The following is a 20887-nucleotide window of genomic DNA, read 5'->3' as shown; positions in this document are numbered from 1 at the left end:
CCATTAATACCATAGGTAACCTAATGAAGTTATACATCTCAGATTGCCTATTATAAAAATAATCAAAATTCATTCCTACCTCCTCTCTTTAAAATAAAAAAAGACGACAGAATTATTGCTTTCTATCGTCTACGGTTGTCTTATATTTATTTTTCTTCAAATTGATTTTATTGTATAGTTTAATAATTCTAATAATCCAATAACATATATACCTAATTTAGGTAATCCAAATGGACTAAATAAAAATGCTAATATTAGTGCTTCAATTACAATTTGCTTGTCTCCTTGAAAAATGCTAGCTATTCCAATTATAAAAATCAAAGTAGAAACTACGCTTAACAACGCAGTACTCAAACTTAATATGAAGGTTAAAAAAGCTATGAGCAAACTCAACACTAATCTTATCGGTAATAAAATTATTCTAATTATCCATCTCATACATACTCCTAAAAATTAAACTGGGATTCATAACAAACCCCAGTTTCATAATTAGCGTGTCCTTTAATATAATTTTGATCCTGCTGGAATATTATCATCCAGCATTATTAAGTTAAGTTTTTCTTCACCGTCATACTCACAAATTGCAGATATAATCATACCTTCTGAGTCGATTCCCATCATCTTACGAGGAGGAAGATTACAAATTGCAAGTAGTGTCTTTCCAATTAAGCTCTCTGCGCTGTAATATTCCTTAATACCAGATAAAATAACTCTTTCTTTTTCAGAACCATCATCTAATGTAAATTTCAAAAGTTTTTTTGACTTAGGAACTTCTTCGCAGTTTTTAACCTTTACAACTCTAAAATCAGATTTTGAGAAAGTTTCAAAGTCTACCATATCTTCAAATAATGGTTCAACTTTCACTTTTGAAAGGTCAATTTCTTCTGTCGTAAGTTTGTCGTAAGTTTCGTAAGTTTCTTTTGACAAACCCCCATTTTCTGCCTTTTCTAAGCCTATTGGCTTCATTGTTGGGAATAATAGGACGTCTCTGATTGAGTGTTGGCCTGTTAGGATCATTATTAGTCTGTCGATACCAATTCCAAGTCCACCAGTTGGAGGAAGTCCTACTTCTAGGGCATTTACGAAGTCATAATCCATCATTTGGGCTTCATCATCGCCTGCTTCTCTTTTTCTAACTTGGTCTAGGAATCTTTCCTTTTGGTCTTCAGCATCGTTTAACTCAGAGAAAGCATTGCCTATTTCTGCTCCAGAAATAAAGGCCTCAAACCTGTATGTTAGGCTTCTGTCGTCATTTTTTCTCTTAGCTAGTGGTGAGATTTCTACTGGGTAATCAGTTATGAAAGTAGGTTGGATTAGGTTTTCTTCTACATAAGCATCGAAGAATTCTGCTATGATTTCTCCCCTTGTTTCCTTAACTTCAACACCCTTTTCCTTGGCAATGGCTATTGCTTCTTCGTCAGTTTTTATTTCGTTAAAGTCTACGCCAGAATATTCCTTAACAGCTTCAATCATTGGAATTCTCTTCCATGGAGCTTTTAGCTCTATTTCCTGACCGTCAAATTCAACGACAGTTGTTCCCTTTACCTTTTTGGCAATAAATTCGACCATGTTTTCTGTAATTTCCATCATGTCTTCATAGTCGCCATAGGCTTGGTATAATTCCATAGCGGTGTATTCAGGGTTATGGGTTGCATCCATTCCTTCGTTTCTAAACATCCTGCCTATTTCATATACCCTATCAAAGCCACCTACTATAAGTCTTTTTAGGTAAAGTTCGTTTGCTATTCTTAGGTACATATCTATATCTAAGGTGTTGTGGTGGGTTATAAATGGACGTGCTGTAGCTCCACCTGCGATTGTATTTAGGATTGGAGTTTCAACTTCTAAGAAGCCCCTATTATCTAAGAATTCTCTGATTGCTGATATGATTTTTGACCTTTGCATGAATACATCCTTTACTTCAGGATTTACTATTAGGTCTACATATCTTTGTCTATATCTTAGATCTGGGTCCTTTAGGCCGTGCCATTTTTCTGGTAGCATTTGTAGGGCCTTGGTTAGAAGGTCGCTTTTTGCTACTTCTATTGATATTTCACCTTGGTTGGTTTTAAATACCTTTCCTTCAACACCGATTATATCACCGATATCGTATTTTTTGACATATTTGAAGTCATCGCCGATAACATTTTTTCTATTTACTACTTGGATTCTACCAGATTCATCTTGCACATCCATAAAGCTCATGTTTCCGTGGCCTCTTTTGGCAAGAATTCTACCGGCTACTCTTACAGTTTGATCTTCATATTTATCAAAGTTATCCTTGATTTCTTTTGAGTCTGTTCTGTTTTTAAAATTTACTATTCTGTGTGGGTCTTTGCCTTCTTCTTTTAGATCATGGAGCTTTTCTCTTCTGATCTGAAGCATTTCATTTAAATCTTGTGTGTTATCAGCCATTTTCTCTCCTTATTTAATACCTTTAATTACAAAATACATTTTACCATTTGGAGTTTCAACTTCTACCCTATCGTCAACCTTATGGCCAATAATAGCTTCTCCAACTGGTGATTCGTTTGAAATATATCCTTCAAGAGGATTTGATTCAGCTGTTCCTACTATCTTGTAGACTACTTCTTCTTCAAATTCTTCATCAAAGAGTGTAACAGTATTTCCTACTCCAACTGTGTCAGAGTTTTCAACTACTTCGATAGTTTTAGCATTTCTGATCATATCTTCAATCTTCATGATCCTAGATTCTACTTCACCTTGCTCATTTTTTGCTTCATCGTAGTCAGCATTTTCTGAAAGGTCTCCAAAGCTTCTAGCAATCTTGATTTTTTCTGCCATTTCTGGACGCTTTTTGGTTTTTAAATACTCTAGTTCATCTTCTAATTTTTCTAATTTTTCTTTAGTTAATATTACTTCTTTTTTCTCTGTCATTATATTCACCTAATTTTTCTTTATATTCGTCAAGCAGGTCAAAAATTTCCTTGCTTGTACTTATCCTATTTACCCTATCTCTGTATTCACTAGACATATATAGGCCTTTTATATACCAGCCTACATGCTTGCGCATTTGGTTTATGACCAGTCTTTCATCCTTAAATCTTAGGGCAAGTTCGTAGTGGTCTTTTATCTGATTTATTATATCATCAAAGCTTGCTTTTGTGTAAGATCCTGTTTTTATATAGTCTTTTATATAAGAAAATATAAAAGGGTTACCCATTGCACCTCTGGCAAGCATGACCCCATCAGCTTTTGTTGTATTAATAATTTCTATAAAATCTTCTACGCTGAAGCAGTCGCCATTTGCAATTACCGGTATTTTCACAGCTTCTTTAAGCTTTCCTATAGCATGCCAGTCGGCCTTTCCTGAATACATGGCCTTTCTAGTCCTTCCATGAAGGATTAGATAATCAGCTCCTGCCTCTTCCATGGCCTTACCATTTTCTAGATAATTTATATGGTCATCATCAATGCCCAACCTATATTTGATATTTATCTTCTTATCAGTTGCTTCTCTAAGGGCCTTTGTAATCTGATAAACTTTTCTAGGATCTTTTAGAAGAGCTGAGCCTTCGCCATTATTAAAAATCTTTGGAGCTGGGCAGCCCATATTAAAGGATATTTCCTCAATGTTTGTCAGGGGATTTATTTTTTCCTCAACTACCTTTTTTATCTTGTCTATATCAGAGCCAAATATTTGTATATTAGCCTTTTTTTCTAAATCTGATATATACATGATATCCTCTGTGGCCTTGTTGTCATAGACTAGGGCATTGACTGATACCATTTCAGTAAAGGTCTTATCTGCCCCCTGCCTTTCACATATTATCCTAAAGGCTGTATCTGTGACTCCTGCTAGAGGAGCTAGCATTATTTTTTTATCTGTTAATATTTCTGTCATAGATTATTTTAAGCCCTTCAAGCATAAGATCTGGTTCTATGGTTTCTATATATTTGCTTGATTGAGAAATTAATTCTGAAAATCCACCGGTAGCTATGACATTGATATCTTCTCTTTTTATATCAAGTCTTTCTATGATTTCATCTTCTATTGTCTCTATTAACTTATCAATCATTCCTATATAGCCTATTACAATTCCTGCGTTGATGGCTTCTGATGTTGATTCTGTGATGGCTGTGGTTGGTTGTTTAAGCTCAATTTTTGGTAACTTGGCTGTTTTTCCAAATAAGCCATCTTGGGCAATCCTTATGCCAGGGGCAATTGATCCGCCAAGATACTTACCATCAGCTGTTATAACATCCAAGGTTATGGCTGTACCCATATCTACTACTATGGATGGACCACCGTATTTTTCATAGGCTGCTACAGCATCTACTATCCTGTCAGCCCCAACCTCTGTTGGATTTTCGTAGGCTATGGTAATTCCTGTGTAGGTAGTATGGTCTACTACCTTAGCTTCCTTGTCAAATAGCTTCCTATTTGCAGATTGCCAATTGTAGAGCACATCTGGTACTACACATGATATGATTGTGTCGTTGATATTTTTTATATCAAAGCCATGAATCATAAACATATTAAATAAAGTAGCAACTAATTGATCGCTGGTGCTTTTCAAGTCAGTTGCCACTCTAAATCTAGCCTTTAAATTTTCATCATCATAGACACCTATTACAGTGTTTGTGTTGCCAATATCTATAACCAGTAACATATAATCCCCTTTTTGCTTGTTTAACTCTTATATGATACGGTTTTTAGACGTTTTTTCAAGATTATTTGCCTAATTTATGCTTTCTTATTAGGTCGTTAATCTCTTCTATGTCTTCTTTTCTTACCTTTGTAGATTCCCTATTTGTATTGCCATCTTTTTTGATAGCCATAACAAGGTCTCCTCTTTCTTGATCAAAGCCCCATTTTTTAAGTTCTTTAAAGCTTATGAAGCCTGTATTTATAAGCATACCATTATCTGCTATATAAAGCTTTGTGGTTGAGTAAATCGCAAATACTAGAGCAAGAACTATCATTATGGATGCTACCATCATTGAGTTTTTGTTTGAAACCTTATAACCTTGGTAAAGATTTACTATAGCTGTAACGATTAGAATTGAAAATAAAATTGCTTCCATGCTTGATATTGGTCTTTTGAAGGACTTTATATCACTTCCAAGGTGTTTTTTATCTCTTTGTTGCTTAAAAATCCTATAGATAAAAAATACAGTTATTACCCCGTATAAAATTAGTATCATATTGTCAAAACTTCCCATATATTCTCCTTTCTTTCAAAATAAAATAGGCCAAGCGACCTATTTCATCTCTTCTATGTCTTCGTATACTGATCTTTTAACTATGCCGATATAAGGAAGATTCCTATATAATTGGTCATAGTCAAGTCCAAAACCTACCACAAATTCATTTGGTATCTTAAAGCCAACCCAGTCAGATTTTAAGTCAACTTCACGCCTTTCAGGTTTATCTAAAAGTGTTATAATCCTTAAATCCTTTGGGCCTCTTTGAAGTAGGTTCTCCTTGACCTTCTTTAGGGTGTAGCCAGTATCTATTATATCTTCTATAATAAGTACTTCCTTATCCTTTATATCCATGTCTAAGTCCATTAGGATCTTAACATTGCCTGAAGAATAGGTATTGTCCGCATAGGATGAAACTGACATAAATTCCATCTTACATTCTACATTTAGATATTTAGCTAGCTCGCTAGCAAACATAACTGATCCCTTTAGGATGCAAACTAGGATTAATTCGTCCTTGTCTGCATAATGTTCATTTAAAGTGTTAGCTAATTTTCTAATCTTTTTGTTCAAACTTTCTTCATCAATGAGTACTTTCTCTATAAGATCATTGCTGTCAATCTTCATCATATACCTCGATTTGTAGTATTTTGCTCGTAAGGTCTGTGACCTTAAATTCTTCGCTCATCCTTAGACCTGTTATCCATACAATCTTATCATCCGATAAAATTATTGGCAGTCTATCTCTTTTAGCCCTATCTATCTTTTGATCGATAAAAAAGTCCTTAAGCTTTTTGTTAGATTTACTTCCTAAGGGAATGAACTTATCGCCATTTCGCCTAGCCCTAACTTTTAGGGGAAATTTAAGCTTGTCATAATCAAAGTAAGCCTTTGATTTTTCCTTTGTGTAAGTCTTACTATTAATTATACTTGATTTTATGATTTTACCATCAAAGTCAATCTCATCTTCGGCGTATAAATCATAGACGCTTTCATTTTTAAAGTCCTTGGCATCTTCTAAAATATAATAATCGTACGACTTTCTAAATTTTAGATCATCCTTTATTATTTCCTTGCCATTGGCAAGAGCAATTAGGGATAAAAATTCATCAATATTATCTTTGGAAATATCCTTGATAGTCCCTTTTAGCTTTTCAATTCCTAATCTTATGAGCCTATTTTGGTAGGGCTTCTTTAAACTTTCAAAATCATTTTTTCTAAATTTTATTTCCCTAACTGACCTATCACATATTTTATCAAAAATCTCTCCTATAGTATCATCTATGATTGTAAGGTCATCCTTGGCAAGGTCACTTAGCCTTGCAGCTTGGTCAATAAATCTAGGATTTATCTCTTCTAGGACTGGAATTACTTCTAGCCTTATCTTATTTCTAGTGTAGTCTGCTTCAAAATTGGTGTGGTCTATCGCGTAGGGGATTTTATTTTGGTCTAAATAAGTTAAGATATCTTTCTTCTTAATATCTAGAATTGGCCTTATAATATTTCCAGACCTATAAGCCATGGCTTTTAAACCATCTAGGCCAGTTCCTCTTACTATCCTCATAAGGACAGTTTCTGCCTGGTCATCCTTGTTATGGGCCACGGCTATCTTTGAAGAAGGAAATTTTCCTACTAAGCGGTTAAAAAAATCATATCTCAGCCTGCGACCTGCATCTTCTGATGAAATTCTCTCTTTCTTTGCTAAATCATCCATGGATTTTGACTCTGAGAAAAATTTTAGGCCTAAGTTATCAGCCGTTTCTCTTACGAGATTTTCGTCATTTGCTGCTTCTTTCCTATGGAGGTGGTTAAGATGGGCAAGGACTATGTCAAAGTCAATTTCTTTTCTAAGTTTTTCTAGCATATAGATTAAAAATTGGCTATCTGGTCCACCGCTTGCTCCAACAATTATCGTGTCGCCTTTTTCTATTAGCTGATGTTTTCTAATAGTTTCTAAAAACCTATCTTCCATTTTCATTTGTTTCTTTATTCTCTTTGGTTTCTGTATTTTCTTGGCTTTCTAATTCATTATTAGAATCTTGAGCTTGTCCTTGGTCAGAATTTTCTGCTTCTCCATTATTTTCTTGACCTTCTTTATTATCATTTGGGTCAATTTTATTGATTACGCCTGAATTTTCTTCCTTAACTTCAGATTTCTTGACCATACCTAGCTTTTCCTTGGCGACTTTTTCCTTAAATTGGTCAGTATTCCTATTTTCGTAGTCTTTATTTAGGCTATCGATTTCTTTTTTGACATTTTCAAGCTTTTTCTTGCTAGAAACTATATCTTGGTCGAGTTTTTTCATATCAGCATTTAAATTAGAATTTAAAAAATAAAAGCCAATTACAGAAAAAATCACAAGGCCAAAGGCAGTTAGCAAAAATCTCTTGTTTTTCTTGCCTCTTTGCTTATGATATGAATTTTTCCTAGCCTTTCTCCTATTATTCGCCATCTATTACCTCATACATGCTATCTGCATTGTTTTTCTTAGCCCCTTCTATTAGGCTAAGAACTTTTGCCTTTAAGACAGATTTACCGAAGGTTATTTCAATTATATCGCCTATTTCTACTTCGCTGCCTGGTTTGGCTATTTTATCGTTAATCTTTACTCTCTCGTTTTCACAAGCTTCTTTTGCTACTTGTCTTCTTTTAATTATTCTTGAATTTTTTAAAAATTTATCTACTCTCATATCATAACTGTACTTTTTCTTATATCTTATTCAATAATAGGTATTTAGCCAAAAATTAGTATAGTATAGGTATGAAGTACATATTTCACATCGACTGCGATGCTTTTTACGCATCCTGCGAGGAGCTTAGAAACCCAAAACTTAAAAATATTCCTATGGCTGTGGGTGGCCTTACAAATAAATCTATCATCACTACTGCCAATTACATGGCGAGAAAATATGGCATCCACTCTGCTATGCCTGTTTTTATTGCAAGGGACCTCTGTCCTGACCTTAAGCTTGTCCCTGTTGACCATGATTATTATAAGGATAAATCCAGGGAGGTCTTTGGCATTATTAGGTCATATTCTAGAATTTACGAGCAAGTTTCTATAGATGAGGCCTATATACAAATTTATTTGGATGACCCAATTTCCTTTGCCAAGGCCTTACAAAAAGAAATCATGGATAAGACCGGCATTCCAATTTCTATCGGCATTTCCTATAATAAATTTCTTGCCAAATTAGGTTCTGATTGGAATAAGCCTTTTGGTATAAAATATATTGATAAAAAGGAAGCTGATAAAATCTTGCCAGACCTTCCTGTAGGCAAGGTCCACGGCATCGGCAAGAGGGCTTCTTCAAAGCTTAATCAAATTGGAATCTATAAGGTTTCTGACCTTCTAAAACTTGATAGAAGCTTTCTGGAAGACCTTTTTGGCAAGGGCGGGGATTATATTTACCATGTAATTAGGGGAATTGATGATAGACCGATTGAAGTTTCTAGACTTAGAAAATCAATCGGTAAGGAGAGGACCCTAAGCAAAAATACCAATGATAAGACCCTCCTTAAATCCTATCTTAGAAAGATTTCAGAACTTATTGAAAAGGAAATGGATGAAAAGAAAATCCAGGCTAAGACTGTTTCTATCAAGCTTAAGGATGAGTATTTTAGAAACAGGACCAGGTCTTATACTCTCCAAGAGCCAATTTATAAAGCAGATGATATCTATAATGAAGCGATAAGCCTTTTTGAGGAAGTCTTTGCTGGAGAATATCTTAGGCTTATCGGCATTTCCCTTTCAAATTTATCTGATAGGGACATTGACCAATTAACTTTCCTATAAAAAAACCAAGTCAAATCCATTTTGTGGATGACTTGGTTTTTTCTTATTTATCTTCTAAGAGCGATTCTTGTTTATCTTCTTCTGTATCTTCTACTTCTTCGCTAGCTTTTGTGTCCTTTTTGAAGGATTCCCTTACCTTAGCATCAATTTCTTTGGTAAATTCTGGATCATCTTCAAGCATTTTCTTGACATTTTCCCTACCTTGGCCCAGTTTTTGGTCACCATAGGAGAACCATGATCCTGCCTTATCGATTATATCTAAGTCTACAGCCGTATCTAGGAGAACTCCTTCTTTAGAGATTCCCTTGCCATACATGATATCAAATTCTACTACCTTAAATGGTGGTGCTACCTTGTTTTTAACAATTTTCACCCTTGTACGAGATCCTATTGAGTTATCTCCCTCGGTTATTGTCTTTATCCTTCTTATATCAAGTCTTACTGAAGAATAGAATTTAAGGGCACGACCACCTGTTGTTGTCTCAGGACTACCAAACATTACACCAATTTTTTCTCTTAATTGGTTGATGAAAATGACTGTAGTATTTGATTTGGAGATGATACCTGTAAGTCTTCTTAAAGCCTGACTCATTAGTCTTGCTTGTAGACCCATGTGGCTATCTCCCATTTCTCCTTCAATTTCTGCCTTAGGTACTAGGGCTGCTACAGAGTCTATTACAATTAGACCAACTGCCCCACTTCTTACAAGGCTTTCAGCTATATCAAGACCTGCTTCACCTGTATCTGGCTGACTCATGATAAGATTGTCTATATCTACACCAAGATTTGCTGCATATTCAGCATCTAGAGCATGTTCTGCATCGACAAAGGCACAAGTATCGCCAAGCTTTTGAGCTTCAGCTATTACGTGAAGGGCTAGGGTTGTCTTACCAGATGATTCTGGTCCATAGATTTCTATTACCCTACCACGAGGAAGACCTCCTATTCCAAGGGCAATATCTAGGTTGATAGCTCCAGTTGGTATTGCTTCAATTTCAATCTTTGGAGCATCTCCCATCTTCATCACTGATCCCTTGCCGTATTTTTTCTCTATCTGCTTAAAAGCCTGGTCCAAGGCTTTTTGTTTTTCTTTATCCATATCTTCTCCTTATACATTAAATGTCTAATCTATAGTACTATTATATACTTATTTTTCTTTTATTAAAGTTTTTTATAAAATGTTTAGATTTTTCTAAATATTTTCTAGGTCTAGGACCTTCTTATTTTTTATTATATAATCTACTCCAGATATAATTGTAAGGAGCACTGCTAGGTAAAATACATAAATTCCTATCATGTGGGTAAAGTCACTTTCAAGTAGTAAAAGGACTAAAGATACCATCTGGCTTATGGTCTTAGCCTTACCCCAAACACTTGCTGCTATGGTTATACCCATATCTGCTGCAAGGGTCCTAAAACCCGTAATTATTAGTTCTCTTGCTACAATTATTATTACAGCCCAAGCTGGTATTACAGCACTTTCCACTAGGACTATGAAGGCTGCAAGGGTTAATACCTTATCTACAAGTGGGTCCACAAATTTACCGAAGTTTGTGATTAAATTTCTACTTCTTGCTAAGTGTCCATCTATAGCATCTGTTAGAGATGCTATTATGAAAATTATGGCTGCTATATTATAGGCTGTGCCGTAGTAATAATAAGCTAGGACAAATACTGGTATCAAAAACAACCTTACCATAGTTACTTTATTTGCTATATTCATTAATCTTCCTCCAAATATGTTCTATCAACTAAGACCTTACGAGGTTTGCTTCCTTCATAGCCTCCGACAAGTCCCTTTTGTTCTAATTGATCAATTATCCTTCCAGCCCTTGCATAGCCAATTTTAAGCTTCCTTTGAAGCATGGATACACTTGCTGTATTATCTTCGATAATAAGCCTTATGGCTTCATCTAGAAGCTCATCTTCATCTTCTAGCTCTTCTGTGTTGGTCTTCTCTTCTACCTTTTCAATGGCTTCTTCATTATAATCAGCCTTTGAATTATTTTTTATAAAATCAACAACATCCAAAACTTCATCATCAGATACGAAGGCACCTTGGATTCTTACAGGCTTCATAGCATCAGATGATAGGTAGAGCATATCGCCCTTGCCAAGAAGTTTTTCAGCTCCTTGGGCATCTAGGATTGTCCTTGAATCTATTTGGCTTGTTACAGCAAAAGATATCCTTGATGGAATGTTGGCCTTGATTGTACCTGTTATGACATCTACTGTTGGCCTTTGGGTCGCTATAATAAGGTGGATACCGCAAGCCCTGGATTTTTGGGCAAGCCTTGTAATGTAGTCTTCTACCTCACTTGCTGCAGTCATCATTAAATCTGAAAGCTCATCTACTATTACTACTATATAAGGTAGGTTTTCCATAGATTCGTCAGTCTCACTTGCCTTTTTATAGCCCTTTATATCCCTCACATGGTACTCTTCAAAGAGCTTATATCTTTTTTCCATCTCAGAAATCGCCCAAAATAGGGAGCTTGCTGCCTTTTTAGGATCAGTTATAACTGGCATTATAAGGTGTGGAATCCCATTATAGACTGATAATTCTACTACCTTTGGGTCTATCAAAAGAAGTTTTACATCATCTGGCGAATGCTTATATAAAATAGACATTATTATGGTATTGATACAAACAGACTTACCTGATCCAGTCGCTCCAGATACCAAAAGATGGGGCATTTTTTCAATTGCTGATACAATTACCTCACCAGATATGGACTTACCCATGGCAAAAGGTATGGCTGACTTGCTTTTTATAAAGCTAGCTGATGAAATTATTTCTTTAAAGCCTACCATTTCCTTAGTGTCGTTGGCCACCTCAATTCCTACGTGAGATTTGCCAGGAATTGGGGCTTCTATCCTAATGCCTGATGTTGCAAGGGATAGGGATAGATCATCTGCTAGATTTACAATTTTTGAGACCTTGACCCCTCTTTGTGGTTTAAGTTCATAGCAGGTTACTGTTGGTCCCACATCTATTTGGACAACCTCTCCTTCTATGCCGAAAGATTCAAGGGTTTCTTCGATAATTTCAGCTTTTTCTCTAATTTCATCATTGTCAATTCCCTTATCTGTGTCAATGTCATGCAATAAGTCAACTGGTGGATAGGAATAGTTTGAAAACTCTCTTTTTAGATCTTCGTTAAGGTCAGCAAATTCCACTTGCTTAGACTTGTAATCATTGATTATTTCTATATTTTTGGATTCTGGCTCTTTTTTCTTAGCTCCCCTTCTCTTTACAGCCCTTCTTGGCTCTTGATCAGGAGTTTTTTCGATTTTTGTTAACTTTCTTGGCTCTTCTTCCTTAGCTAGGCTTTGCCTATCTTCTCTCTTAGCAGCAAGAAAATCCTTAGCTTTATTATAGGCTTTTATGGTTAAATGCTTGATGCCAAGTCCTAAAATAATAAAGCCATCCCTGATTTTAAGGAAAAATTCCCTATAGGAATATGGACTTACATTTATTATAAAAGATCCAATAAGTGTTATATAAAGGATATATAATCCAAGAGGTCCGATGAAATTTAGGATATAATATCCGACTAAACCTCCAAACCATCCACCTCCCAAGCCCTTCTTGAAGGCTGAGTATTCTACAGACCAGGCTAATTCATTTCTTACAAAGTCTTTAGAAAGAATGGCCAGGGTTAGGAAAAATATCCCATAAATTAGAAGCATCCTTGATAAGTTGGTCCTAAATTTACCCTTATAAACCATGAAAAAGGATATAAATAAGCCAATAGGAAATAATATAGCTAATTTTCCAAAAAGCTTTGAAAATATATCACCTATCCTATCTCCTAAAAAACCGGTGTTTGATGAGATGATAAAGATAAGTAAAAATACCGAAATTCCCATCATTACCATAGAAAAGGTCCTTAGGTTGAAATTTTTTTCTCTAATTTTTTTCTGTTTACTTTTGTTAGGGGCTCTGGAAGATGACTTCTTCCTAACCCTTCCTTGATTTTTGTTTGTCATAATAACCTCATTATTATTATATAGTAATAAGGGTAAAAAATAAACTGCCCAGAGGCAGTATATTTTTTTAATTACTAGTTTTGTTCTTTTTTATCGTTCTTGTAAGGTGATTCGTCTACTGGCCAAGCTTCAGCTTTTTCTGGCTTTTCTAAAAGGGCCTTCCTTGAAAGGTTTATCCTACCTTGTCTGTCAATTTCAGTAACCTTGACTTTGACTGTATCGCCAATAGCTAGTTCATCTTCAACCTTACCTACTCTATGGTGGGCAATTTGTGATATGTGAAGGAGGCCTTCCTTACCTATTGCAATTTCAACAAAGGCACCAAAATTCATAATTCTTACGACTTTTCCTTCGTAGATATCGCCTGGTTTTGGATCTGTTACTATAGCTTTTATCATTTCTATAGCTTTCTTGCCGCTTGCTCCATTATCACTTGCTACTGTTATATGACCATCATCTTCTGTATCAATCTTTACACCTGTTGCATCGATGATTTTATTTATTGTCTTTCCACCAGAACCAATTACTTCACGCACCTTATCTGGGTCTATGTCTATTGTGTAAAGTCTTGGTGCATATTCAGAAAGCTCTTCTCTTGGCTTATCTATAGCTTTTTCTATGACATCAAGGATTCTAAATCTAGCATCCTTTGCATCAGCTAGAGATTGTTCAAGAACTTCTTTTGTTATACCTGATATTTTCATATCCATTTGTAGGGCTGTGATACCATCACGAGTACCTGCTACCTTAAAGTCCATGTCGCCAAGGTGATCTTCTAGGCCTTGGATATCTGTAAGTATTGATATAGAATCATCTTCCTTGATTAGACCCATAGCAATACCTGCTACTGGCTTTTTGATTGGAACACCTGCATCCATTAGGGAAAGGGTTGAACCACAAATTGATGCTTGAGAGCTTGAACCATTTGATGATAATACTTCAGATACCACTCTTATTGTGTAAGGGAAGTCTTTTTCATCTGGTAATACAGGCACAAGGGCTCTTTCAGCTAGGTGGCCGTGACCTATCTCACGTCTACCTGGTCCTCTTAATGGTCTAACATCTCCTACACAGAATGGTGGGAAATTGTATTGGTGCATGTATCTTTTTTGTATGTCTTCTACATTTAGGCCGTCAATTATTTGGCTATCTGCTGGAGAACCTAAGGTTACTACAGATAGGACTTGTGTTTGGCCTCTTTGGAATAAGCCTGAGCCGTGAACACGTGGAAGCACTTCAACTTCTGCAGATAGAGGTCTAATTTCAGTAAGGTCTCTGCCATCAGGTCTTATCTTATCGATTGATATCATTCTTCTTACTTCTTTTTTCATGATATCATCTATTCTTCTATGGATTTCATCTTCGCTTTCTGGATAAGCTTCAAGGAATTTCTCCTTAGCTTCTTCTTCTATCCTAAAGATGTTATCTTCTCTTTCAGTCTTATCTGTTGTTCTGATTGAGTTTTTGATTTCTTCTTCAAAGTTTTCTGAAATTAGCCTATCAAGTTCACTTTCTATGTGAGCTTCTACTTCCTTTTTCTCCTTACCAATATCATCTATTATTGTTTGGATAAAGTCGGAAATATCACCTATTTCTTCTAAGGCAAGTAGCATTGCTTCAAGCATCTCAGCTTCATCAAGCTCATTTGCTCCTGCTTCTACCATGTTGATTGCGCCTTTTTTACCAGCTACAGTTAGCTCAAGGTCAGATTTTTTTCTGTCTTCTTCTTTTGGGTTTACTATTAGCTTTCCATCAACTTTTCCTACCATACAAGCCCCAACTGGTCCGTCAAATGGTATGTCTGAAATGCCTAGGGCAATTGATGCACCTATTGTTGTTAGTGGGTCTGGAAGGTGGTCGTGGTCCATTGATAGAACTGTAGCTATAACTTGTACATCATTGTAGTAATTTTCTGGGAAAAGTGGTCTAAGAGGCCTATCCATTTGTCTAGCGATTAGAGTTGCTCCATCGCTTGCCTTTCCCTCTCTTCTTAGAAAGCCTCCAGGAATCTTACCTACAGCGTAGAGCTTTTCTTGGAAATCACAAATAAGTGGGAAGAAATCTATGCCATCTCTTGGTTTTTCGCTTGCTACTGCTGTTACAAGAAGGGATGTGTCCCCACTTTTTATGTAGCAGGCTCCATTGGCTTGTTCTGCAAACTTACCTATGGTTACTTCTAATTCGTATCCGTTTTTTGAAGTGTAGTTGTAATTTTTGATCATTTAATCTCCTATAAAATAAGGCGGGTTATCCCCGCCAGCAATTAACCTCTTAGTCCAAGTCTTTCAACAATTGATCTATATCTTTCGATATCATTGTCTCTTAGATAAGTAAGCATACCTCTTCTACGTCTAATCATCTTGTATAGTCCACGTCTTGAAGAGTGATCTTTTTTATTTGCTTTTAAGTGCTCAGTTAAGTCAGCTATTCTTTTTGATAGGATAGCGATTTGTACTTCTGGTGAGCCTGTGTCTTTTTCGTCTAATTGGTATTGTTTGATTATTTCTTGTCTTTGTTCTGCGTTCATAATTTCCTCCGTTTATTTGATTTGGCCTTACCGAGTATTAGTCGAGGTTTCATATACCCAGCAAAGCTAGCTATACTATTATACGCCCTATTTTTCTTTTGTAAACTTATTTTAGGTGTTTTTCTATATATTCTAGGCCTTGGGCCTTGTCCTTATCCATCTGATCTATCAATTCTTCAGCAGAGTTAAATTTAAAGTCAGGCCTAAAAAATTCTATAAATTCTACACTTATATTTTCCCCATATACATGCTTATCAAAATCATAGATATAAGATTCTATTTTCTTATCCTGACTTGTTTCAAAGGTAGGATTTGAACCAATATTTGTAAGAGCATAATAATATTTATCTCTTACAAGTATTCTTGTAAGGTATACCCCATCTCTTGGTATTACATAAGGAAAACTTAAATCTAAGTTGGCTGTAGGAAAATTTAGAGTCCTGCCCCTATGTCTGCCATGGACTACTTCCCCTCTAATCTTGTAGTACCTTCCAAGATACTTATTAGCCTTTAAAATTTCCCCTTCTTTTACTAGCTCCCTAATATGTTTTGAAGAGATTTTATTTTTATCATCTTCAAGCTCAAAATCTATGATTTCAGCTTTATAGGAATAGATATTTTCATACTCTTTAAGTGTATCAATAGTGCCTTTGGCCTTATATCCAAAACGATAATCACTTCCTACTATTACAGCCTTTGCATTTAATTTTTCTGCTATGACTGTCTTTATAAATTCTCTAGGGGATAATTCCATAAAGGCCTTGTCAAAATTAACCAGGCAGAAAGTTTTAATTCCCATTTCTGATAGAATTTCTATCTTATCTTCAAGGCTTGATAGGTATTTATCCTCATCTTTTACTGTCCTCTTGCCATCTTCCTTAAAAAGTAAAACAGATGGAGTAAGACCGTACTTATTAGATAAGTAAATATTTTTTTCCATTAATTTCTGATGACCCAAGTGGACTCCGTCAAAATAACCTAGGGCAACTGCTTTTTTTTCAAGATCAGGCAAGTCGCTATTTAAATCATATATTCTTATCTTATCTTTCATAAAATACCTTCTCCATTTTTAGGAAATTTCTACCATCTTCACTTGCAATTTTCGCAAGACCTATAAAATCATTCTCTATATAAATCCTAATTTCCCCGTCTATTTGCTTATTTGTTAAGATTTTTTGCCCATTTATGAGATTTTCTAGATATTTTTTATCTATGTCTAGTCTTTCCAAATGGTCAAGGGCTATATCTAGGGGTCTTAGTTTCTTGATTAGTTCCTCTTTTGGAATTTCTAAAATATCTGCACTCTTTATCGAATCTTTTATATCAAGTTTGCCGACTCTAGATCTCTCTAGGTTTTCTACATGGGCGAAAGTCCCAAGTCTTATGCCAATATCATCTACCAAAGTCCTTATATAGGTACCCTTTGAGCAGGTTACTTCTATACTTGCCTTTGGAAAGTCAAAGGATAAGAGCTTAATGTCATAAATTTTTACCTTACGGATTTTTCTTTCGATTTCTATGCCTTCTCTGGCCAGGTCGTAAAGCTTTTTGCCACCTACTTTTAGGGCTGAATACATAGGTGGTATTTGTTCTATTTGACCCTTAAAAGATTCCATTACTTTTATAAATTCATCTTTATTTATTGGTTTATCAGACCTTGCTGTTACTTCTCCCGCTGCATCTAGGGTATCTGTCCTAATACCAAGGATTAGATCTGTCTTATAGACCTTATCCTTGGTCATCATATAGTCTGATACCCTGGTTGCTTTGCCGACTACTATCGGAAGGACTCCGCTTGCCTCAAGGTCCAAGGTTCCTGTATGGCCTACCTTTTTCATATCTAAAGCACGCCTTACAAGACTTACTACCCTTGCAGATGATATGCCCTTTTCTTTATCTATGTTAAGGATTCCCTTAAGACTCATATTTCTTTTAAAATCCCCAAGGCCTTCTTGCTAGCTGCTTCTAAAGATTCATCAAAGATTGAAAATCCGCTTGCCTTGATGTGGCCACCGCCGCCATTATCTCTTGCGACTTTTGACACATCAGCAAATTTACTTCTTAGGGATACCTTGTATTCTCCATCATCATATTCTTTTACAATCATGGATATTTCTACTTCCTTTAGGTCCCTTAATTTATTTACAATTGACTCAGCATCTCCCATTTGTACATGGTATTTTTCAACTAAATCCTTGCTCGCAATGGCAAAGGCTTTTTTGTCAAAAAACTGAGCTGTCGATATAACTTCGTTATGAAATTGCATTACCTTTACTGGTTGTGATTGGTAAAGGTTTCTGTAAATATATTCATAGTCTACACCTGCTGTGATTAGCTTACCAGCTACATTAAAGGTGTATTCGTTGATATTTGCATACATAAACCTACCTGTGTCTGTGCAAAGACCTGTAAATAGTAGGGTTCCTATGGTTTCATCCATTGGTAGGTCAAGCTTATCTATGATTTCATAAGCTAGCTCACATGTAGCTGGTGCTGTGTCATAGATTAGATTTAAATCGCAGTTAATTTTACCGCCTACGTGGTGGTCTATTACTATAGTTTTCTTTGAAGCTCTGGCAATAGGTGTTGCACTTCCTATCCTATCAAATTCTGAGCAGTCCATTATTATGAAAAGATCATAAGAATCTCTGCTTGCTTCCTTATAATTTTCTATTTCTGGTAGGAAGAAGAGGTAATCATCTATTGTGTCTATGGCGATTACTTCTACATCCTTGCCATATAATTCTAAGGACCTTCTTAGGGCAAGGGTTGAACCCAGATTGTCTCCATCTGGGTTGACATGGCTTGCTATGGCGATATTTTCTGCTTCATCTACCATTTTGATAAATTCTTCTAATTTTTCTTTACTAATCCTGTCTATCTTCATTTGCTTTTTTATCCTTTGCGATTGTTTCTTCAATTAGCTTATTCATATAGGCACCACGCTCAATTGAGTCATCAAATTTAAATCTAAATTCAGGCATGGACCTTAATCTCATCCTCTCACCTATTAGGACTTTGATATAACCTTTGGCTTGGTTGAGAGCTTGCATGGCATCTTCCTTGTTTTTGCTATCTCCAAGGGCAGATACATAGACATCTGCATATGATAGGTCATTTGTTACTTCTACATCTGTAATTGATACCATTGCTTCTGTCGATAGTCTAGGATCAGAAAGGTCATCTCTAAGTATTTTAGAGACTTCCCTTTTGACTTCTTGTGATATCCTTGCGGTTCTTTTACTATTCATCTATTAACTTCTTTCTACTTCAACCATTTCGTAGGCTTCCATTACATCGCCTACCTTAACATCGTTAAATCTTTCTAGACCTATACCGCCTTCGTAGCCGCTTTGAAGTTTGCTTGCATCATCTTTAAATCTCTTCATTGATGAGATTTCACCATCAAACACTACTATATTATCTCTAAGAAGTCTGATTTTAGATTTTCTTGTTACAAGGCCGTTTGTTACCATTACACCTGCAATTGTACCTGCTCCTGGTATTTTAAAGGTTTCTCTTACTTCTGCCCTACCAAGTACATTTTCCTTAAATTCAGGCTCTAACATACCATTTATAGCTTTTTCTACATCTTCGATTGCTTCATAGATTACACTATAGGTTCTAATTTCAATGTTATTATCCTTGGCTCTTTCTAGGGCCCCTTGGGTTGGTCTTACATTAAATCCTATTATTATTGCATTTGATGCTTGGGCAAGGAGGATATCTGATTCGGTTATACCACCTACAGCTCCTGCTATTACTGATACCTTAACTTCTTCATTTGATAATTTTGTAAGGGAGCTACTTACAGCATCCACAGTACCCTTTGCATCTGTCTTAACTATGATGTTTAGCTCTTTTAGCTCGCCTTCAGCTATATCTGAATACATATCTTCTAGATTTGTATTAGCCTTGGCTATTAGGCGTTCTTCACGTTTAAATTCTGCTGCCCTGTCTGCGTATTCACGTGCAACTTTTTCATCAGCTACAGCATAAATCTTATCTCCAGCTTCTGCTACATCTGATAGGCCTAGGATTTGAGCTGGTATTGATGGGCCAGCTTCTTTTATTGGCTTACCTTTTGAGTTAAACATTGCCCTTATCCTACCTGATGAAGATCCTGTTACTACATAATCTCCAGCATGTAGAGTTCCTTTTTGAACAAGAACTGTGGCTACTGGTCCTCTTGATTTATCAAGTTCTGCTTCGATTATGATACCTACTGCTGCTCTATTTGGATTTGCCTTAAGCTCCCTAACTTCAGCTACTAAAAGTACCATTTCTAGAAGTTCATTTATTCCATCTCCAGTATGGGCTGATACTGGTACCATTATGGTATCTCCGCCCCATTCTTCAGGTACAAGGCCATGTTCCATAAGTCCTTGCATTACCCTGTTTGGATCTGCTGTGTCCTTATCCATTTTATTTATTGCTACTATTATTGGAATCTCAGCAGCCTTAGCGTGGTTTATAGCTTCTATTGTTTGTGGCATAACCCCATCATCTGCTGCTACTACTAGGATTGCTACGTCTGTTGACTGAGCTCCCCTCATTCTCATTTCTGTAAAGGCTTCGTGGCCTGGTGTATCTAGGAAGGAAATTTGCTTGCCATTGATATCAACGGTATAAGCACCTATATGTTGAGTTATTCCTCCGGCCTCTCCACGTGTTACAGATGTATTTCTTATGGCATCTAGTATACTTGTCTTGCCGTGGTCAACGTGACCCATTACTGATACAACTGGTGGTCTTTCCACTAAATCTTCAGGCTTATCTTCATAGTCTAGGTCGTATGATTGCTCTTCAAGGGCATCATAAGCTTCTTCTTTGAAGATTTCCTTTCCAAAATCCATGGCTACTAGATTTGCAGTATCAAAGTCTATTTGATCGTTAAGTCCTGCCATTATGCCAAGACCTATAAGTTTTCCTATTACAGAATTTGGACTTTCTCCAAGTTTATCTGCAAAAGTTTTTACATTTACAGTTTCTGGTATTTCTATTCTTGATTCATTCTTAGCTTTCATATTTTTCTCTTGCCTATTATTTTTCTTTGATTTTCTCTTCTTATTTTTCTTTTTTCTATTCTTGCCAGTTGGTCTTGCTTCTTCGTCATCTTCATTTGCTATTGTCTTAGGGTCAATTTTTTTCTTTTCCCTTTTCTTTTCAACTGGTTTCTTAGCCTTAGGCTTTTGTTCAATTATTTCTGCTTCTTTAGAAGAATCTTCGTTTAATTCTGTAAGATATTCATTTATTAATTTGCGGTCTTCTCCGCTAATCATTGACATATGGGATTTGATATTTAGATTAAACTCTTCGTTTAAAATCTTAATCATTTCCTTTGATTCCATCCCATTTTCTTTAGCCAATTCGTATACTCTTATTTTGTCAGCCATTTAAT

Annotated in this window: 21 protein-coding genes; 1 reads left to right on the top strand and 20 read right to left on the bottom strand. The window is 35.8% G+C overall.

Going from position 1 to position 20887, the window contains the following annotated elements:
• Positions 1-156: 156 nt before the first annotated feature.
• The 10 genes from RRB46_RS06295 to RRB46_RS06250 all read right to left on the bottom strand — a co-directional run bounded on the left by RRB46_RS06295 (position 157) and on the right by RRB46_RS06250 (position 7860).
• Positions 157-438 (bottom strand): CD1845 family protein, encoded by a 282-nt coding sequence (locus tag RRB46_RS06295; RefSeq protein WP_001267200.1) that lies wholly within the window; start codon positions 436-438, stop codon positions 157-159.
• A gap of 63 nt (positions 439-501) precedes the next feature.
• Positions 502-2415, bottom strand: coding sequence for a lysine--tRNA ligase (gene lysS / locus RRB46_RS06290; RefSeq protein WP_311537880.1), 1914 nt, complete (start codon positions 2413-2415; stop codon positions 502-504).
• 9 nt (positions 2416-2424) lie between these two features.
• Positions 2425-2898 carry a transcription elongation factor GreA gene (greA, locus tag RRB46_RS06285; RefSeq protein WP_296130156.1) on the bottom strand — a complete coding sequence of 158 codons (474 nt, stop codon included), beginning with the start codon at positions 2896-2898 and terminating at the stop codon, positions 2425-2427.
• Complete coding sequence (dusB, locus tag RRB46_RS06280; protein ID WP_297689223.1) at positions 2867-3865, bottom strand: tRNA dihydrouridine synthase DusB; 999 nt, start codon at positions 3863-3865, stop codon at positions 2867-2869. Before dusB ends, greA begins: the two co-directional genes overlap by 32 nt.
• Entirely contained in the window at positions 3843-4634 is a 792-nt protein-coding gene (locus RRB46_RS06275; RefSeq protein WP_311537879.1) for a type III pantothenate kinase, read from the bottom strand. Before RRB46_RS06275 ends, dusB begins: the two co-directional genes overlap by 23 nt.
• A gap of 61 nt (positions 4635-4695) precedes the next feature.
• Positions 4696-5187 carry a DUF986 family protein gene (locus RRB46_RS06270; RefSeq protein ID WP_296127071.1) on the bottom strand — a complete coding sequence of 164 codons (492 nt, stop codon included), beginning with the start codon at positions 5185-5187 and terminating at the stop codon, positions 4696-4698.
• Between the two features lie 39 nt (positions 5188-5226).
• On the bottom strand, positions 5227-5796 hold the full coding sequence (gene hpt / locus RRB46_RS06265; protein WP_297689234.1) for a hypoxanthine phosphoribosyltransferase: 570 nt from the start codon (positions 5794-5796) through the stop codon (positions 5227-5229).
• Positions 5786-7147 carry a tRNA lysidine(34) synthetase TilS gene (gene tilS, locus RRB46_RS06260; RefSeq protein ID WP_311537878.1) on the bottom strand — a complete coding sequence of 454 codons (1362 nt, stop codon included), beginning with the start codon at positions 7145-7147 and terminating at the stop codon, positions 5786-5788. Before tilS ends, hpt begins: the two co-directional genes overlap by 11 nt.
• Entirely contained in the window at positions 7131-7622 is a 492-nt protein-coding gene (locus RRB46_RS06255; protein WP_296127074.1) for a septum formation initiator family protein, read from the bottom strand. Before RRB46_RS06255 ends, tilS begins: the two co-directional genes overlap by 17 nt.
• Positions 7612-7860, bottom strand: coding sequence for an RNA-binding S4 domain-containing protein (locus RRB46_RS06250; RefSeq protein ID WP_296127076.1), 249 nt, complete (start codon positions 7858-7860; stop codon positions 7612-7614). The genes RRB46_RS06255 and RRB46_RS06250 overlap by 11 nt, the downstream gene beginning before the upstream one ends.
• A 71-nt stretch (positions 7861-7931) precedes the next feature.
• Between RRB46_RS06250 and RRB46_RS06245 the strand changes: the two genes are divergently transcribed.
• Positions 7932-8966 carry a DNA polymerase IV gene (locus RRB46_RS06245; RefSeq protein WP_296127078.1) on the top strand — a complete coding sequence of 345 codons (1035 nt, stop codon included), beginning with the start codon at positions 7932-7934 and terminating at the stop codon, positions 8964-8966.
• Positions 8967-9009: 43 nt separating this feature from the next.
• Here RRB46_RS06245 and recA read toward each other — a convergent pair whose 3' ends face one another.
• The 10 genes from recA to infB form a co-directional block, all read right to left on the bottom strand.
• On the bottom strand, positions 9010-10065 hold the full coding sequence (gene recA, locus RRB46_RS06240; RefSeq protein ID WP_311537877.1) for a recombinase RecA: 1056 nt from the start codon (positions 10063-10065) through the stop codon (positions 9010-9012).
• Positions 10066-10158: 93 nt separating this feature from the next.
• Complete coding sequence (gene pgsA / locus RRB46_RS06235) at positions 10159-10689, bottom strand: CDP-diacylglycerol--glycerol-3-phosphate 3-phosphatidyltransferase (RefSeq protein WP_296127083.1); 531 nt, start codon at positions 10687-10689, stop codon at positions 10159-10161.
• On the bottom strand, positions 10689-12959 hold the full coding sequence (locus RRB46_RS06230) for a DNA translocase FtsK (RefSeq protein WP_296127085.1): 2271 nt from the start codon (positions 12957-12959) through the stop codon (positions 10689-10691). The genes pgsA and RRB46_RS06230 overlap by 1 nt, the downstream gene beginning before the upstream one ends.
• A 74-nt stretch (positions 12960-13033) precedes the next feature.
• On the bottom strand, positions 13034-15181 hold the full coding sequence (locus RRB46_RS06225; protein WP_296127087.1) for a polyribonucleotide nucleotidyltransferase: 2148 nt from the start codon (positions 15179-15181) through the stop codon (positions 13034-13036).
• Between the two features lie 41 nt (positions 15182-15222).
• Positions 15223-15486, bottom strand: coding sequence for a 30S ribosomal protein S15 (gene rpsO, locus RRB46_RS06220; protein WP_399530014.1), 264 nt, complete (start codon positions 15484-15486; stop codon positions 15223-15225).
• A 106-nt stretch (positions 15487-15592) separates the two neighbouring features.
• The gene (locus RRB46_RS06215) at positions 15593-16537 is read right to left on the bottom strand and encodes a bifunctional riboflavin kinase/FAD synthetase (RefSeq protein ID WP_297689208.1); all 945 of its coding nucleotides are present in this window, start codon (positions 16535-16537) and stop codon (positions 15593-15595) included.
• Entirely contained in the window at positions 16527-17411 is an 885-nt protein-coding gene (gene truB / locus RRB46_RS06210; protein ID WP_311537876.1) for a tRNA pseudouridine(55) synthase TruB, read from the bottom strand. Before truB ends, RRB46_RS06215 begins: the two co-directional genes overlap by 11 nt.
• Entirely contained in the window at positions 17408-18373 is a 966-nt protein-coding gene (locus RRB46_RS06205; protein WP_311537875.1) for a bifunctional oligoribonuclease/PAP phosphatase NrnA, read from the bottom strand. The genes truB and RRB46_RS06205 overlap by 4 nt, the downstream gene beginning before the upstream one ends.
• Positions 18354-18737 (bottom strand): 30S ribosome-binding factor RbfA, encoded by a 384-nt coding sequence (rbfA, locus tag RRB46_RS06200; protein ID WP_311537874.1) that lies wholly within the window; start codon positions 18735-18737, stop codon positions 18354-18356. Before rbfA ends, RRB46_RS06205 begins: the two co-directional genes overlap by 20 nt.
• Positions 18738-18740: 3 nt before the next feature.
• A complete protein-coding gene (gene infB / locus RRB46_RS06195; RefSeq protein ID WP_311537873.1) occupies positions 18741-20882 on the bottom strand; it encodes a translation initiation factor IF-2 in 2142 nt (713 codons plus the stop codon).
• Positions 20883-20887 lie beyond the last annotated feature (5 nt).

This window comes from uncultured Anaerococcus sp. (genome assembly GCF_963512375.1).
Taxonomy (GTDB): domain Bacteria; phylum Bacillota; class Clostridia; order Tissierellales; family Peptoniphilaceae; genus Anaerococcus.
Note: the sequence above shows the minus strand (reverse complement) of the source record. Positions and strands in the feature narration are given on the sequence as shown.